The sequence below is a fragment of the Priestia abyssalis genome, from assembly GCF_002019595.1.
Classification (GTDB): domain Bacteria; phylum Bacillota; class Bacilli; order Bacillales; family Bacillaceae_H; genus Bacillus_BA; species Bacillus_BA abyssalis.
This window is the reverse complement of sequence record NZ_KV917369.1, coordinates 1,804,142-1,820,161: the sequence shown is the minus strand read 5'-3', so window position 1 is coordinate 1,820,161 and position 16,020 is coordinate 1,804,142. Positions and strand designations below refer to the sequence as shown.

Below are 16,020 nucleotides of genomic sequence, written 5' to 3'. Positions count from 1 at the left end.
ACTTGTTCATAACAATTCAAATTTTCCCTTCACCTTTAAGCACCTGCCGAAAATAAAATCGGTATGTATTTCGTAAAAACGTTTCGATTGGGAGCTGCACGTCGAGCTGGTATTTACTGATGATAAATGGAAAACGTTCCATTCCTTTTTGGCGCAGGAGAGTTTCGGTTTCTGTATCTTTGTTCTTGGCTAGGTCGAGAATTAATGGTTCCACCACCGGCCAGCATGTCTCCATCAAGTGCTGAAGGGCTTCCCCATCTTCTTCGTTCTGATAGCGTTGCATCCATTTTTCTAAATTTGCATCCATGTTCTATTATCACCTGCTTCTTATTATAAGCCCTTATCTTTGTCATACCGATCGTTAGTTTTTCTAAGCCTATGCTTTTAGAATAAAAACGGAGAATTGTGTTCCTTTCCCTTTTGTGCTCCTCACTTCAATTTTCCCTTTGTATTTTTCGATAATGTTGTAGCAAACCATTAACCCAATTCCCGTTCCCCGGTCCTTCAACGAATAGAAAGGGGTTCCCAATCGTTTCATCTCCTCCGGTGTCATCCCTATGCCTGTATCCGCGATGTCGATAATGACAAATCGATCATTCTGCCTTGAATGAACCGTAATCGTTCCTTCCCCTTCCATTGCGTCCATTGCTTCAATTGCATTTTTCATCAAATTAATTAATACTTGCTTTAATTCAATCGTATTGGCCCGAACATGAAGGGATTCTTCCAAAGTGGTTTGAAATTCAATATTATTCAGCAGGGCATATGATGACAGCAAATCAATGACTTGCTCTATTTGCTGTTTCAAATCAAGCATTTCAATATGATAAATATCCGGCTTAGCTAAAGATAAAAAATCGCTGATAATGGCTTGTGTATGATCCACTTCTAAAATCATTTGGCGGAAGTATTCTTTTTCATTCTTCGTAAAAGAGGACTTCTCTTGAAACAATTGTAAAAACCCTCTTACGACCGTAAGGGGATTCCGAATTTCATGTGCGATGGATGCAGCTAATTGACCAACCGAATGCAGGCGCTCCGTTCGTTGGATTTCCTGATGGTATTGTCTTAATTTTTCCATTCTTCTTAAAGTGATAAAAAAGATAAAAGCAAGAAGGATTTGACTGGTCCAGAAGTTAATCAAGTTTCCGATTACATCTTCAGACAGATATGCGTACTTTTTTTCGAAAGAGCCATATTGGGTCACCCACAATATTAAACTTGTTCCTCCAACGAGATTAAACGCAGCGAGAATCCAAAATATTTTTTTATTAAATATGATAATGGCAGCCGCAGGAAGAATCGAAATTAACGTAATCATAGAAGACGTTTGGGGGAATAAAAAAAAGAGTGCATAAAAATAAACAGTGACAGAAGAAATAAGCACTCCTTTTAATAATTCAGATTCCCTTTTAGGAAATACGATCAAGATACCGAAAACGATTGCCGCAAAAAAAGCATGAATAATGAACGGAAGCTTATTTGTTTCTGCTTCAGAAAAGGTGATGGATAAACCAGCTAACATCAACAGCCCGATACCTGATATAAAAGCTTTATAAAGTTTTAGATTTTTTTCATCCTTAACGCTAAATTCTTTCATGTTTCTTATACCTCTCTGCCTCTATCACTAAAAATCCGTTACTCTTAATCGGACCCTAAAAATGCTTGCTGTCTCTCAAAATGGTTAACAGTTATTACCGTTTTTAGTATAGAGTATGTTTCTCCTTATGGCAACGTAAAGAAAAGGTTCAGTCCCCTGTTCTGAATGTGTTCATTCAAATTATCAGCCAAGTCCCCTTCTTCAAAAAGCTACATGCCGCTTTTCACTTTCTTTTCATACATGATTCCTTTTAGTCTGTTCAAATTTTCTGCAGAGAATAAAACAGTATTTGATAAAACAGTGTTGCTTACTGCACAAGCTGCGCCCATATTCAGCCTCCATCATCTTATTTTTCCGTTCATTCAACGTATGACTCTATTGTAAGCCGGTAAGGCTGGTAAGGCTTTTTTGGTTATCGGGGAATTCTCCTATTTCTTTGCGGGAATGCTCCTAAACGTTTTGAAAAATGAAATGTGAGGATGCTCACATACATTTGGACGAAGTTGCTTTATATTTATAGAGAGATTTTTAAATAATCTAGGTGATGAATAGGCTAATAGGTGTTATTTTGGCAGGAGGAGAAAAGGATAGCCTGCACGGCACCCTAAAGTCTTTTTTGCCTCTTGCAAATATGACCGGTATCCTGTAGTATATGTATACAAGCTGCGTTGTACGTGATCATAATAAGTTTTAACCTTTAAGCTGTTATAGGGAGTTTTATATTGAAACCGGAATGCCATGCCTCCCATTATGGATAGAGGACGGCAGAAACGTTTCTGCAAACACCCACTTTGAGGAGTGGTGGTTTAAAACTTCATTATACTACATCAACGGCAAACGCGGCCCTTTCTATGAATGATACGAACAATCCGGTCCTATTTCGGACCGGATTTTTTTATATTATTTGAAGTGCATATTCGCAAATACTTCCCTTTTATATTCCTGACTATTTAGAAAATTACGATTTTCGTTCATATGAAATAGTGATAAAATAATTTCATACGATGCTTTAAGGGAGAAGGTTCTTTTGAAATATAAACAGATGATCCAGTCACAATCTAAAAGATTACTTATCTATTTGATGATTACGTTGGTACCATCCATAATCATTAGTTTCATTTTGGCCCATCAGAAAACGCAAGAAGTCGAAGCTGATTATAGAAGCCAAGCACGATGGTACGCCGATTTTCATGCTAAAACGATTGAAAATTTCATCGGTGAAACGGTTGGCCGATTAGACATGCTGGCTACCGTTATCAATATTCAGCGCAATAATTTGGATGGTGTTGAAAAAATACTAATAGAAACACAAGAGAAAGATCCGCGCTTTTCCGGCTTTTATTGGGCCAATCCAGAAGGAGATTTGCTGATCAGTTCTAACGAACTCTCTTCTTCTGTGAACGTAAGTGACCGTCCTTATTTTCAACAGGCCCTTAAAACCGGACAAACGAGTATTTCAGAAGCGCATATTGGCCGGGTCACAGGACGTCTTATCATTACAATAGCCACACCCATTATCGACGATGGACAAATTAAGGGTGTCCTGCTGTCCAGCTTACGATTGGATGAAATCGGAGATTCTATTAGAAGCGTCATAAAAGATGAAATGATTGTCGTCAAAGACGATACAGGAAAAGCTTTGATCATGACAGGTTGGATCGCTCCTGAAAAACGCTCGATACAATCCAGTATAGATATAGCAAAACTCCCTTGGACAGCTACAGCTAAAATCGCTCTTGAAGATGCTCATTTATATCGACATACCTTTTTTCAATACATATTCGTTATTTTCACAGTTGCCAATATACTACTTTTACTAACCCAGTATGTACGTTTAAAACATAAAGTAAAAAAAGAAGCGGCACAAAATGAAATTCAAAAGCTTGAGTTGGTGGGCAACCTGGCCGCCAGCACCGCTCATGAAATCAGAAACCCTTTAACCGGCATTAAAGGACTGGTGAAACTATTAAGCGAAGAATATTCGGATAAGAAAGCACAGTTTTACTTTGGAATCATTCAAGAGGAAATCACTCGGATTAATGCCATTGTCGGTGAATTACTTATGCTTGGAAAACCTTCTTCTCATATATTAAAAACATGCGATGCGAATGACATCATCATAGAAATAGAACCGATTATTCAATCAGAAGCCAATTATATGAATGTACAGCTGTCTGTGCATCATTCGAACGATAACCTGCCTATTTCTTGTGTGAAGGATCATATTAAACAAGTCATTCTCAATTTAGCCAAAAACGCTTTACAAGCTATGCCCAATGGTGGCTGTCTAACCATTTCTCTCGAACAAAACGATGATTTTTGTCTTATTACGGTAAAGGATAATGGAGAAGGCATGCCAAAAGAAGTGTTAGACCAAGTATTCAATCCTTTCTTCACGATGAAGAAAAACGGCTCAGGACTAGGATTAAGCGTCTGTAAGCGCATTATCGATACGTGCGGTGGCAATATTTCTATTCAAAGTACGCCCCATAAAGGAACACAGGTGGAAGTTCGTATCCCTCTTTTGCCCGAATCCAATTAAAAAAGGACTGAGCCGAAAATCTTTCGGCTCAGTCCTTTTGCTGTTAATTCTGATCTGTTGAGCAATTAGGAAACGACAGATGAATGGGAAACCTCACTGAGAATGTCTTCAATTTCCTTAAATACTTGATCAATGGGTCTCGAGCCATCAACACTTCGTAAATATCCTTTTTCTTGATAAAAGTCAAGAAGCGGCTGCTGCTGGCTAATGTTCACTTCCAATCGAGTTCCTACCGTTTTTTCATTGTCATCATCACGTTGATAAAGTTCTCCGTTGCACTTATCGCATACCCCTTCCACATCTGTCGGATTAAAGATGGTGTGATAAGTCGCGCCGCAATCACGGCAAAGGCGGCGGCCGGTTAGCCTCGCCATTAATTCTTCACGGGCAACATCTATATTCAGCACAAAATGAATCGTTCGTTCTGTTTCCGCCAGCATTTGTTCAAGCGCCTCGGCTTGAGCCGTCGTTCTCGGAAAACCGTCCAGCAAAAATCCTTTTTTACAATCACCTTTTGCTAAACGATCACGAACGATTCCAATGGTCACTTCATCCGGCACTAAATTGCCAGAATCCATATATTCTTTTGCTTTCTTCCCAAGGAGAGTCCCTTCTTTAATCGCCGCACGAAACATATCTCCCGTTGATATATGCGGAATATCATAGCTTTCAGCCAACCGCTCCGCCTGCGTACCCTTCCCGGCCCCCGGCAAACCCATCAATAACAAATTCATCCATCATCTCTCCCTTTTCTATTTGCAGTTTTTTACTATTTTCAATTTTTCTATTCCTGCATCTTGAATAAGCTTACAAAGGTTCTCGTATAAGCGGCCGGCAAGAACCCGTGAGGGAGATTGCCGGCTGCATATGTTGGATTTTTAGTCTTCCATGGTAGACAAATCGCCAGTCGGCAAATTAAGCTCCCATGCTTTTAGAACGCGCCTCATAATTTTTCCGCTTCTCGTTTTCGGAAGAGTATCACGGAATTCGATTTCTCTCGGTGCGGCATGTGCGGCGAGTCCCTCTTTCACAAAGACCCGGATTTCTTCTTTTAATGCATCTGACGCTTCGTATCCGTCTCTTAATGAAATGAACGCCTTAATAATCTCTCCCCGGATCGGATCTGGTTTGCCGATAACCCCGGCTTCAGCGACTGCCGGGAATTCCACCAGTTTACTTTCCACTTCAAACGGACCGACGCGTTCGCCTGCCGTCATAATGACATCATCGACGCGCCCCTGGAACCAAAAGTAACCATCTTCATCCATGTAAGCAGAATCTCCGGATACATACCAGTCATTTGGCAGGAAGTAAGATTCATATTTTTCTTGATTGTTCCAAATCGTTCTCATCATAGATGGCCAGCCCTTTTTAATTGCCAAGTTCCCCATGCGGTACGGAGGCAGCTCTTCTCCCTGATCATCAACAATCGCTGCCTGAACACCCGGTATCGGTTTCCCCATCGATCCCGGCTTGATTTCCATAGATGGGTAATTGCAAATCACTTGCGCTCCTGTTTCTGTCATCCACCATGTATCATGAATGCGCAAATCAAACACTTTCTTGCCCCAGCGAACGACTTCAGGATTTAACGGTTCCCCTACGCTTAAGATATGTCTTAATGAACGTAAATCGAAGTTCTTTATAAGCCCATCTCCCGCTCCCATCAGCATACGAAAAGCGGTTGGAGCACTATACCAGACGGTTACTCCATACTTTTCGATCGTTTGATACCATTCTTTCTGACTAAAGCGGCCGCCGCGGATGACATTTGTCGCCCCTGTCAGCCACGGGGCAAATACGCCGTAAGATGTTCCTGTTACCCATCCGGGATCAGCTGTGCACCAATATACATCGTCCTCTTTTAAATCCAATACCCACTTAGCTGTTTGATAATGCTGAATCATTGCATTATGAACATGGAAGACCCCTTTTGGTTTCCCGGTCGAACCAGATGTATAGTGAAGAACTAAACCGTCTTCCCGGTCCATCCATTCGATTTCAAGATTTTCACTTGCAGCAGCCATTCTCTTATAAAAGTCGATATACGGTCCTTCTTCTTCTATACCACTGCCCACAATGACCACATGTTTTAAGTGCGGCAGCTCATCTACGGGAACACGCCCCAAAAGCTCTGGCGTCGTGACGAGAACCTTTGCCTCACTATCTTCCAGGCGATCGCGAACAGCGACTTCCATGAATGCTTCGAATAATGGTCCTACAACAGCTCCTATTTTAATGGCACCCAACAAGACGAAATAAAGTTCAGGAGAGCGCGGCATAAAGATGAATACACGGTCGCCCTTTTCCACACCTGCTGCCTCTTTGAGAACATTGCCAGCCTTATTGGAATAATCCTTCATATCTTGGAAAGTATATTGTTCACTCCGTTCTTTATCAGAAAAATACAGGGCAACTTTATTCTTTTTCTCTGAATGGGCATGACGATCAATTGCTTCATATGCCATATTCACTAAACCGGTTTCGTTCCAGGAGAAATGTTTTTCGACTTGCGACCAATCAAATGACTCATATGTTTCCTTATAGTTTTCCAAGTTAAACTGCCCATTTTGCACAGAAAGCGTTTCTAACTTCATCGTTTCCCATCCCCCTTGTTTACTCGATATATAAAGCACTTCATCCCCTTGGATTTTTCCGTTCAATGCCGGAAACTGTTTCAACGCACCGACAACGGCTTTTATAAAAAAGGACATGAATCCAATTTTCACACCAGTCCGAATGCCTTCCCCTAGCTTTTCACTAAATTTCTTTCTTCTATTTGATGCATATCGTCTTCGTGACGATCGCTTAAAGCTTCACGAAGAATACGTTCCTGTTCTTTCTTATGAACATTTGGTTCACCGCCTGCAGGACTTGAGCGGTCAGGGCGTCCAATATAGCGTACTTTTCGGCTGCCAGTGGAAAGATCATACAGAATTGGCGCAAGATAATGCCAAGCTCCCATGTTCTTCGGTTCTTCCTGAACCCAAACGATTTCTTTCAGGTTTTCATAACGACGAAGAATATCATCAATTGGTTCCATCGGGAACGGATACAATTGTTCAACACGTACAACATGAACCCAATCCAAATCTTCGTTCTCTTTTATTCTATTAATTTCTCCAGCCAGATCGATCGCCGCTTTACCTGTCGTCAAAATTAAACGTTCCACTTTTTCCGGATGTTTTCCAAGCTCAGGCTGCTCAATCACCGTCTGGAAGCTTCCCTCGCTCAATGATGTATAAGGTGAAGCGGTCAGTGGATGGCGCAGCAAACTTTTAGGTGTCATAATAACTAACGGCTGGGCATAATCCGTTCCGGTAATGGCTGCTTGACGACGCAAGATATGGAAATATTGAGCAGCACTTGTCAAGTTGGCTACCGTCCAGTTGTTTTCAGCAGCTAACTGCAAGAAGCGCTCCACCCTGGCACTTGAATGCTCTGGCCCCTGACCTTCATACCCGTGCGGCAGCAGCAGTACAAGACTCGATTTTTGTCCCCACTTGGCACGGCCCGCAGAAACAAACTGATCGAATAAAGCTTGAGCCGTATTGGCAAAGTCCCCGTACTGAGCCTCCCAAAGAACGAGCGTTTCAGGTGCAAAAACGTTATAACCATATTCAAAACCGACCACTGCTGCTTCAGAAAGCGGACTGTTATGAATGGAAAAGGATGCTTTTGCTTGAGGCAAACGATGAAGCGGCGAAAACTTTTTGCCTGTTTCCGTGTCATTCAACACAACGTGGCGATGGGCAAACGTGCCGCGCTCAGAATCCTGACCGGTTAAACGAATCGGTGTCCCTTCTTGTATAATGGAAGCGAATGCCAGTGTTTCAGCAAGAGCCCATTCCACTTTCCCCTCACCTTCAAGCGCGTGAATACGACGCTCTAAAATCCGTTTTAACTTTGGATACACATTAAAATTCTCAGGCCATTTCAACAAATCGCTGTTTATCTCACGCAGCGCATCAAGCGGCACCTTTGTATCCATCTTCGCGATTCCTTTGGCAATAAGTTCCGGTATTTCTACTTCTGCAGGAGACTCGCCCCTAGCCTTTCCAGAGACTTTTTCATATTCAGCTTTCAGTCTCCCTTGAACTTCCTCATTGATTTTCTCTATTTCTTCTGTACTCATGATATCCTTACTTTGCAATTGTTTGGCATATAAGGTTTTAACGGTTGGATGGGTATTGATTTTTTTATAAAGCTGCGGCTGAGTAACAGCCGGGTCATCCATCTCGTTATGACCGAAACGTCGATAGCCGACTAAGTCAATCAAGAAATCTTTTTTGAAGCGTGAACGATATTGATAAGCAAGATCGATTGCTGCCAGACAGGCTTGCGGATCATCTGCATTGACGTGAATAACGGGAATTTCATAGCCTTTGGCAAGATCACTCGCATATTTCGTCGAACGCGAATCATGGCTGTCCGTCGTGAATCCTACCATATTATTGGCAATAATATGGATGGTTCCTCCCGTTTGGTAACCTTTTAAGCCTCCTAAGTTCAACGTTTCAGCTACAATTCCCTGTCCCGGAAACGCTGCATCTCCATGGATCAAAATTGCAAACGATTTGGAGACGTCTTGTTCCGGATATCCAGCCTTCCCTCTTTCTTCCTGAGCTGCTCTGGCAAATCCAAGAACAACAGGATCGACAAATTCCAGATGACTCGGATTGTTCGCCAATGTAATGCGTGCATGGATCATTTCCGATTCTTCAATCGAGCGGTCTCCGCCTAAGTGATACTTTACATCCCCTGTCCAGCCGTAGTTAATTCCCCGTGAACCTTCAGAAGGGAAAAGATCTTTATTCGGAGAATGTTGAAATTCCGAAAAGATATTGCTGTACGGCTTTCCTAATACATGAGTCAGTACATTTAAACGTCCTCTGTGTGCCATCCCGATCATGACATTGTGCACCCCGTCATGCACACCTTCTTTAATGAGTTCGTCAAGCATCGGTACAAGCATGTCGACTCCCTCAATAGAGAACCGCTTTTGTCCAACAAACGTGCGATGTAAAAATTGCTCAAAACCTTCCACTTCCGTCAGCCTTTTCAAAAGCCCTGATTGTTCCTCTTTTGATAAAGAACGGTGAATCGCACCAGTCTCTACCATTTGGGTTAGCCACGTGCGCTCTTCAAGATTGTGTACGTGATCAAATTCGTAAGCTAAAGAACCTTTATGAATTTCTTTTAATCGTTTAATCGCTTCATCTGCCGTCTCAACGCCATCCGGAGTATGTTCCCAAGTTATTTTTGCAGGAATTTCTTTTAAATCCGCTTCCGTTAATCCGAATTTTTCAGGATTCAATACATGAGCTTCATCCACATTCTCTTGTAAAGGATTAATCTTGGCAGCTAAATGACCGTATGAACGAATATATTCAGCGAACTTTACGGCTTTTACCACCTTGTCAATATTTAATGAACGATAAGCGGCAACACCTGATTCCTCGCCAGTTTCTTTGGCACGTTCCGTTTCAAAAGATGGGGGAGCCCCCCAGTTTTCAAACAGCTCTTTTAATTCCATATCAACAGAGCCCGCATCATTCATATAACGTTCATATTGCTCCATGACATAGCCAAGATTTGGACCTAAAAACCTTTGCCATGGATTTCCTTCATTTATCTTTTCAATCGCCATCAGGAACACCTCCGACTGCTCTTCTGTGCATTTGAAGCTTCATTATATTTAGACGCTTACAACTTCTGATTGATCACGTTCATTAATCGGGATATAGGTTTGATGTTTAAGCCCTATATATTCTGCACGAGGACGAATCAAGCGATTATTCTCGTACTGTTCCAAAATGTGTGCAATCCAGCCCGACACACGGCTGACCGCAAAAATCGGCGTGAAAAGATCATGTTGAATCTCCAAGCTGTGATAAACAGATGCCGAATAAAAGTCAACATTCGGAAGCAAGCCTTTTTCACTTCGAACAATTTGTTCCACGGCAATCGACATGTTATACCATTTGTCTTCGCCCGCTACCTTCGCTAACTGTGCCGACATTTCCCTCAAGTGCTTCGCTCTTGGATCTCCGTCCTTGTAAACTCGATGACCGAATCCCATAATTTTTTCTTTGTTTTCAAATGCTTTTTGAAGATAAGGCTCCACAGCATCGACTTCATTAATTTCAGCCAGCATTTTCATGACACGTTCATTTGCACCGCCGTGAAGCGGCCCTTTTAAAGCACCAAGAGCAGCCGTTACCCCTGAATACATATCTGATAACGTGGCAACACAAACACGGGCCGTAAATGTCGAGGCGTTCAGTTCATGGTCGGCATGAAGAACAAGCGCTTTATTAAAAGCTTTCTCTGAGACTTCATCTGGAACTTCTCCATTTAACATATATAAGAAGTTAGCTGCAAAACTTAAGTCTGCTTTTGGCGCCAGCGGTTCTTTTCCCTCGCGAATTCGTGCAAAGGCTGCTACGATGGAAGACAATCTGGCCTGCAAACGCATTGCTTTACGATAATTGGCTTCTTCGGTTATTTCATCAGCTTCTTCGTCGTACATGGCAAGTATTGATATACAAGTGGTTAAGACAGACATTGGATGGACTTTCTCGTTGGGGAGGTTTTTGATCATTGCAGCCAATCCTGAAGGTAAGGAAGCGCTTTCAATTAATTCATTTCGAAATTCTGTTAATTGCTGTAAAGTAGGAAGGCTTTTATACCAAAGTAAATATATAACCTCTTCAAAACTCGAATGATCGGCTAAATCGTCAACATTATAGCCTCTATACGTTAACACGTCATCAATAATGGAACTGACAGAAGATGTCGTAGCGACTACTCCTTCTAAGCCTTTTGCTTTTACCATAGTTATCCCTCTTTTCTAACAGTATGATTTTTGGACGAACATTCATTTAATATAACTAGGACTACACTCTCCTAATTCCCTCACCGTCCATCGGTTTTATGACTAAACTTTTAATTGGTTTTATTATAAAAAAATTTTTTTCGCCTGTCTGGAATGTCGGATATAACGTTTTATTTACGGATGAAAGGGAACATGTGGATACGAAGCAAGAATTTAAGATATAATAATGTTGAATATTCGGAAAGAGGTGAAAATTTAAAAAATGAGTGTGCTTAAAATTCCAAAATTCATTGAAGACTGGATTCCCCCAGAAGCCTCCGTGGCATTCGCAGGTAAAGATCAATATTTGGATTACTTTTCAGGTATTCATGATATTCAAATTCGCCCTGGTCAGCCCATTCCTTCCGGAAGTATTACAGAGCGTGTTTACCGGCAGAAATCTCGGGTAGAATCTTTAGTTGATGAATCTGTATTCGGCATTCCATATTACGGGGTAGGATATCCGATAGAGGGACAAGATGGATTTCATGGTGCTTTAACCGTCATTCTGCCCCCCTCGTATTCATTTAAAAGACAAGCACCCGTTTCTTTTATAACCGGAAAACAAGGTGAAATTTGGAGCCCGATTTCCACTGATCAAATTGCTTATATTGAAAGCAGCCAAAAGAAAACATGGTTTTATACAGCAGGTGGCCAGTACAGTGCCATCCACACTCTTAAAACGCTCGAACAACGGCTGCCAAGTACATTTCTCCGGATTCACCGTTCTTACATCGTGAATATTTCGTTTATAGAGCACATTTCTCGTGATTTGTCTTCTAATTTAATTCTCAAACTAAAAACACCCGATCAAGCCCTTTTAACCGTCAGTCAAACTTATGTACTGAGTGTAAGACGAACTCTCGGTTTTTGATTAAAAGTGCCTGCTGCCTGTCCTCTATAGACAAAAACAAGCGACCCCTTTATCGATGTCAAAGGTCGCTTGTTTGGTTAATTTGGTTATTTATATAAATAGAATTTAAGTTTTTAACATAACCCTGGCCGTGATTCCTCTTTAGGATTTTGGGGTCTCTGCATCTTGAATAGGCTCTCAAAGGTTCTCGTATAAGCGGCTGACAAGAGCCCGCAAGGGAGCTTGTCAGCCGCTTATGCGTAAATAATATGACATGGGCGCTCTTTGCCCAGGTTAAATTATTTATGTGGATTTATATATTTCTATTCACTAGCTTTTCTAATAATTGCTTTGCTTTTGCCTTTTCGTTTTCTATTTCATCAACCAATCTTTCATATCTGGAAATATCGCCGCTTTCAGTGAATAGGATATGAACAATGTCGCTTTCTTGAACGTCCGGTAAAAATGCTTTGTTGACCAAAACTTGAATTTTTTCATCGTCTCTTAATAACAAAACCACTTTTGTTTTTTCAATCCGATCAACTGTATACTTACCTGATTTGTTCAACGACTTTCCCCTCCGCATTGATTAATTTTGCCGGGTCTCCCTTATCATTCCACATGTAAGAACCTGTCCACTTTAAATAAGCCGGAGGTTGATTTTTCGCATTTCTGCCTGAAGTCACATACACAATCGCTCCCGCTTTTAATACATAACCGCTCGGGAATTCATACGTTTGATTCCCTTCCACGCTCACAAGTTTCCAGCCCGTCATATCTACATTCACAGTCCCAATATTTTTAATCATTGCAGTTTCCGTCTGCACATTTACACTCACTAAATCAATTTTAGCGGCTGGCTGCGGTGTCGGTACAGGTGCAGGGGTAACCGTATTACCTCCTGTCCACGGCGCTGCTGAGGCACTGTACGTTTTGCCGTCCGTTGTAACAATAATGTCCCCTGAAGCTGACGTTGAATAAATGTTAGAACCGATGGCTTTTAGACGATTGACTACTACGCTGTCCGGGTGTCCGTAGGAATTGTCGGCACCTACTGATAGAACCGAGACTTTTGGTTTCACTGCACTGATAAATACCTGAGAAGAAGACGTTTCTGATCCATGATGACCTACTTTCAATACTTCAGCTTCTACATGGTAGCGAGATATCATATGAGCTTCCGCTTCAAGCCCCGCATCTCCCGTATAGAGAAAATCTACCGTACCATAAGAAATTTTCAGTACGATTGAAGCTTCATTATTATCTTCCGCGGCATCCCCGCTGTTTAACACTTGAATGTTAATAGCGTTATCCACATTTATGTTGTTACCTGTTTTGGCAATTTCAAAAGGAATTGCTTTTTGTTCTATTAGATTAAGGTATTCCATATACGTCTGAGTTGTATGAGTTTTACCGCTGTCCAATACTTTTTTTACATGAACGGATTGTAACACATCAAGTAATCCGCCGATATGGTCTGCGTCCGGATGTGTCGCCACCACTAAGTCGATTGATGCGATCCCGTTCTTCTTTAAATAGGCTACGACTTTTTCGCCCGCAGATTGTTTACCGCCGTCGATTAATATTGTTTTCCTATTAGGAGTCACGATTAATGAACTGTCCCCTTGACCTACGTCAATAAAGTGGGCCTTCATCGCTGGCATCGGCTTAAAATTAGGATTTAAGTGCCTTGCTAGAAATAAAGCAAAGTGCTGTCTTGAAATCTTTGTATTGGGCCTGAATGTATGATCACCATACCCGGTCGTGATGTTATTTGCCGCTAGTGCGCCTACATATTCATACACCCAATTACCACGCTCAACATCTTTAAAGCTGCCTTTATATTCTCCTTGAATATGATAAGCCAAGACTAAAATCTTAGCCATTTGACCTCTTGTCAACGTGCCCCAAGCATCAAAGGATTTTCTGCCTGTTTCAGCATCCGTTTTCCCGCTGATAATCCCGAGCTGAACGGCTTTTGCAATTTCTTGATAACCGTAATCTCCCGGCTGAATATCCATAAAGTTGGGGTTTGGTGCTGTAAAATCGGTAATGCCTTTTTCACGAAGAATCATTTGAACGGCTTGTAATCTTTTAATTGGGGCATCCGGTCTAAAATACCCTCCTTCATACCCCTTGATTACCTCTTTAGTCGTTAAATAGGTAATTTCATCTTCGTACAGTTTTACATCCTTGAACGGTCCAGCTGCCTGCGGATTCGAAAAAGGTACCACCAAAAAGATGAATAAAGCTAACACTGCTGATAAACCAAGTAGTTTCCTCAATTTCAAATCCTCCTGCATATTATTTCACAAACACAATTGTAGCACTTCTCCAATTGCATACGCAGCAGCCAAATATTTGAAATATGGTGAACTACTCCCACCACTTATCACCCTTGCGGGTTGCTTGAAGTGGGGGCTTCTCGACTTATCGTTGCTTTTATTAGCCAACGAAAATTGACCGAGCTAACCCTCTTGTTCCAAGAGTTTTTGTTTCTTATATTGCTAATAAGCGAATACCTTCATTTTTTATATTGATTGCAGAATTATGGTCACGACAACCTGTATAACCACAAGAACATTGGTAAGTGCGTTCTGAAAGCATCATTTCTTTTACTGTTCCACAATTTGAACACATCTTTGTAGAGGGAAACCACTTATCAATTTTCAAAAGCTGTTTCCCTTGTTCTTTTAGTTTGTATTGTAGAAATGTCGTGAACATTCCCCATCCATTATCAGCTACACTTTTACCGAATTTAAGAGAATGTGACATGTTTTGCATGTTTAAGTCCTCAATAATGACAGCATCATAAATGTTTGCTAAATTTTTGGATTGATGATGGAGGAAGTTCTTTCGTTGGTTTGCGACTTTTTCATGCAATTTTGCAACCTTAATACGTTGCTTGTTCCAACGTTTAGAATCCTTTTTTCTGCGTGATAAAATGCGCTGTTCTTTTGCTAATTTTTCTTCTGTTTGTCGATAGTATTTAGGGTAATTGGCTTTTTCACCCTCACTATCTACAAACAATCCATCCATAGCAAAATCTAAACCAACGACATTTTTGATTTCTATTTTAGTTATCTCTTTTTCATATTCAGTAAGAATTGAAACGTAATATTTTCCTGTTTTTGTCTTGCTGATTGTGCAAGATTTAATCTTATGAGCATCAGGAATTTCTCTATGCTGTTTAATCTTCACCTTTTTTAGTTTCGGTAATTTGATATATCCATCCAACAAAGCGATATTTCCGTTTACAACATTTGTCGTATAAGATTGTTTCGCTTTTCTACTTTTGAACTTAGGAAACTTTGCATTGTTAGAAAAGAAATTCTTATAGGCTTTTTGTAAATTCATTTGTGCATTAGCTAATGCAAGTGAATCGACTTCTTTTAGCCATTCAAATTCTTTTTTGTATTTAGCAGGTGTAGGAAATTTTAAATTATTCAATGCTTCCTTATCATCTTTGAATTGTTCATATTGTTCTTTTCGTTCAGCTAACATTTTGTTATACACAAAACGAACACAACCAAATGTTTTAGCAAACAAAATTTCCTGTTCTTTTGTAGGATATAAACGAAACTTGTATGCTTTGTTTTGTTTAGACATATCAAATCACCTCACTTTTCACCTTGATTTTCAATATATTTTTTAACTATATTTATTGGAGAACCTCCAGTAGTTACTAGGCAGAAGCTTCTCGACCAAAACATTTCTTTCCATAACTTATTTTTAACTTTAGGGAAATCACGTTTAATCAGTCGAGAACTTGCACTCTTATACGCATTGATGAACTTTGTCATTTCTGTATTTGGATGCGCCTTGAATAAAATATGAATATGGTCTACGTCATGATTCCATTCAATTAATGTGATGTTATAATTTTCAGACAATCTCACAAACATATCTTTTGCATAATCTGACATCTCATTATCGAACACTTTTCGTCTGTATTTCACGACTAAAACAAGATGGTAATACAACAAGAACACTGAATGATTATTGCTATCTAATTTCATTGATACATCAACCTTTTTGTTTTATAAGACTGATTATATCAAAAATAAAGAGCAAATCCTTTTGGCTATCGCCAAACCGAAATTCATCTCCCACCTAAAATTGGGCTTATCAGCCCTTCAAAAATTTTT

General features: G+C 40.6%; 12 protein-coding genes and 1 other RNA gene. 3 read left to right on the top strand and 10 right to left on the bottom strand.

Features of this window, described 5'->3' with window-relative positions:
* Positions 1-16: 16 nt before the first annotated feature.
* Together BK575_RS08445 and BK575_RS08440 are read right to left on the bottom strand one after the other, a co-directional pair.
* On the bottom strand, positions 17-307 hold the full coding sequence (locus BK575_RS08445; protein WP_078409985.1) for a hypothetical protein: 291 nt from the start codon (positions 305-307) through the stop codon (positions 17-19).
* A gap of 69 nt (positions 308-376) precedes the next feature.
* Positions 377-1,600 carry an ATP-binding protein gene (locus BK575_RS08440; protein WP_078409984.1) on the bottom strand — a complete coding sequence of 408 codons (1,224 nt, stop codon included), beginning with the start codon at positions 1,598-1,600 and terminating at the stop codon, positions 377-379.
* A gap of 657 nt (positions 1,601-2,257) precedes the next feature.
* Between BK575_RS08440 and ssrS the strand changes: the two genes are divergently transcribed.
* Positions 2,258-2,450, top strand: a non-coding RNA gene (gene ssrS, locus BK575_RS08435) — 6S RNA.
* Between the two features lie 177 nt (positions 2,451-2,627).
* Positions 2,628-4,142 carry an ATP-binding protein gene (locus BK575_RS08430; RefSeq protein ID WP_078409983.1) on the top strand — a complete coding sequence of 505 codons (1,515 nt, stop codon included), beginning with the start codon at positions 2,628-2,630 and terminating at the stop codon, positions 4,140-4,142.
* A gap of 65 nt (positions 4,143-4,207) precedes the next feature.
* On the opposite strand, the gene BK575_RS08425 is transcribed toward BK575_RS08430, so the two are convergent.
* The 4 genes from BK575_RS08425 to citZ all read right to left on the bottom strand — a co-directional run bounded on the left by BK575_RS08425 (position 4,208) and on the right by citZ (position 10,980).
* The gene (locus tag BK575_RS08425) at positions 4,208-4,876 is read right to left on the bottom strand and encodes an adenylate kinase (protein WP_078409982.1); all 669 of its coding nucleotides are present in this window, start codon (positions 4,874-4,876) and stop codon (positions 4,208-4,210) included.
* Between the two features lie 144 nt (positions 4,877-5,020).
* The gene (acsA, locus tag BK575_RS08420; RefSeq protein WP_139367998.1) at positions 5,021-6,871 is read right to left on the bottom strand and encodes an acetate--CoA ligase; all 1,851 of its coding nucleotides are present in this window, start codon (positions 6,869-6,871) and stop codon (positions 5,021-5,023) included.
* Between the two features lie 20 nt (positions 6,872-6,891).
* A complete protein-coding gene (locus BK575_RS08415) occupies positions 6,892-9,792 on the bottom strand; it encodes a 2-oxoglutarate dehydrogenase E1 component (RefSeq protein ID WP_078409981.1) in 2,901 nt (966 codons plus the stop codon).
* Positions 9,793-9,840: 48 nt separating this feature from the next.
* Positions 9,841-10,980: a citrate synthase gene (citZ, locus tag BK575_RS08410; protein ID WP_078409980.1), complete on the bottom strand. Its 1,140-nt coding sequence runs from the start codon at positions 10,978-10,980 to the stop codon at positions 9,841-9,843.
* A 262-nt stretch (positions 10,981-11,242) separates the two neighbouring features.
* Here citZ and BK575_RS08405 point away from each other — a divergent pair, with 262 nt between their 5' ends.
* On the top strand, positions 11,243-11,893 hold the full coding sequence (locus BK575_RS08405; RefSeq protein WP_078409979.1) for a LytR/AlgR family response regulator transcription factor: 651 nt from the start codon (positions 11,243-11,245) through the stop codon (positions 11,891-11,893).
* 292 nt (positions 11,894-12,185) lie between these two features.
* Here BK575_RS08405 and BK575_RS08400 read toward each other — a convergent pair whose 3' ends face one another.
* The 4 genes from BK575_RS08400 to tnpA form a co-directional block, all read right to left on the bottom strand.
* Positions 12,186-12,440 carry a DUF3006 family protein gene (locus BK575_RS08400; protein ID WP_169907661.1) on the bottom strand — a complete coding sequence of 85 codons (255 nt, stop codon included), beginning with the start codon at positions 12,438-12,440 and terminating at the stop codon, positions 12,186-12,188.
* The gene (locus BK575_RS08395) at positions 12,424-14,157 is read right to left on the bottom strand and encodes an S-layer homology domain-containing protein (protein WP_169907659.1); all 1,734 of its coding nucleotides are present in this window, start codon (positions 14,155-14,157) and stop codon (positions 12,424-12,426) included. Before BK575_RS08395 ends, BK575_RS08400 begins: the two co-directional genes overlap by 17 nt.
* A 214-nt stretch (positions 14,158-14,371) precedes the next feature.
* Positions 14,372-15,481 (bottom strand): RNA-guided endonuclease TnpB family protein, encoded by a 1,110-nt coding sequence (locus BK575_RS08390; RefSeq protein ID WP_078409976.1) that lies wholly within the window; start codon positions 15,479-15,481, stop codon positions 14,372-14,374.
* An 11-nt stretch (positions 15,482-15,492) separates the two neighbouring features.
* Positions 15,493-15,891 carry an IS200/IS605 family transposase gene (tnpA, locus tag BK575_RS08385; protein WP_078409975.1) on the bottom strand — a complete coding sequence of 133 codons (399 nt, stop codon included), beginning with the start codon at positions 15,889-15,891 and terminating at the stop codon, positions 15,493-15,495.
* Positions 15,892-16,020 lie beyond the last annotated feature (129 nt).

Bases quoted from the DNA above. Each gene is read 5' to 3' on its own strand.
- BK575_RS08390 (WP_078409976.1), bottom strand. From the start codon at position 15,481: ATGTCTAAACAAAACAAAGCATACAAGTTTCGTTTATATCCTACAAAA.
- BK575_RS08445 (WP_078409985.1), bottom strand. From the start codon at position 307: ATGGATGCAAATTTAGAAAAATGGATGCAACGCTATCAGAACGAAGAA.
- BK575_RS08440 (WP_078409984.1), bottom strand. From the start codon at position 1,600: ATGAAAGAATTTAGCGTTAAGGATGAAAAAAATCTAAAACTTTATAAA.
- BK575_RS08405 (WP_078409979.1), top strand. From the start codon at position 11,243: ATGAGTGTGCTTAAAATTCCAAAATTCATTGAAGACTGGATTCCCCCA.
- BK575_RS08425 (WP_078409982.1), bottom strand. From the start codon at position 4,876: ATGAATTTGTTATTGATGGGTTTGCCGGGGGCCGGGAAGGGTACGCAG.
- tnpA (WP_078409975.1), bottom strand. From the start codon at position 15,891: ATGAAATTAGATAGCAATAATCATTCAGTGTTCTTGTTGTATTACCAT.
- BK575_RS08415 (WP_078409981.1), bottom strand. From the start codon at position 9,792: ATGGCGATTGAAAAGATAAATGAAGGAAATCCATGGCAAAGGTTTTTA.
- citZ (WP_078409980.1), bottom strand. From the start codon at position 10,980: ATGGTAAAAGCAAAAGGCTTAGAAGGAGTAGTCGCTACGACATCTTCT.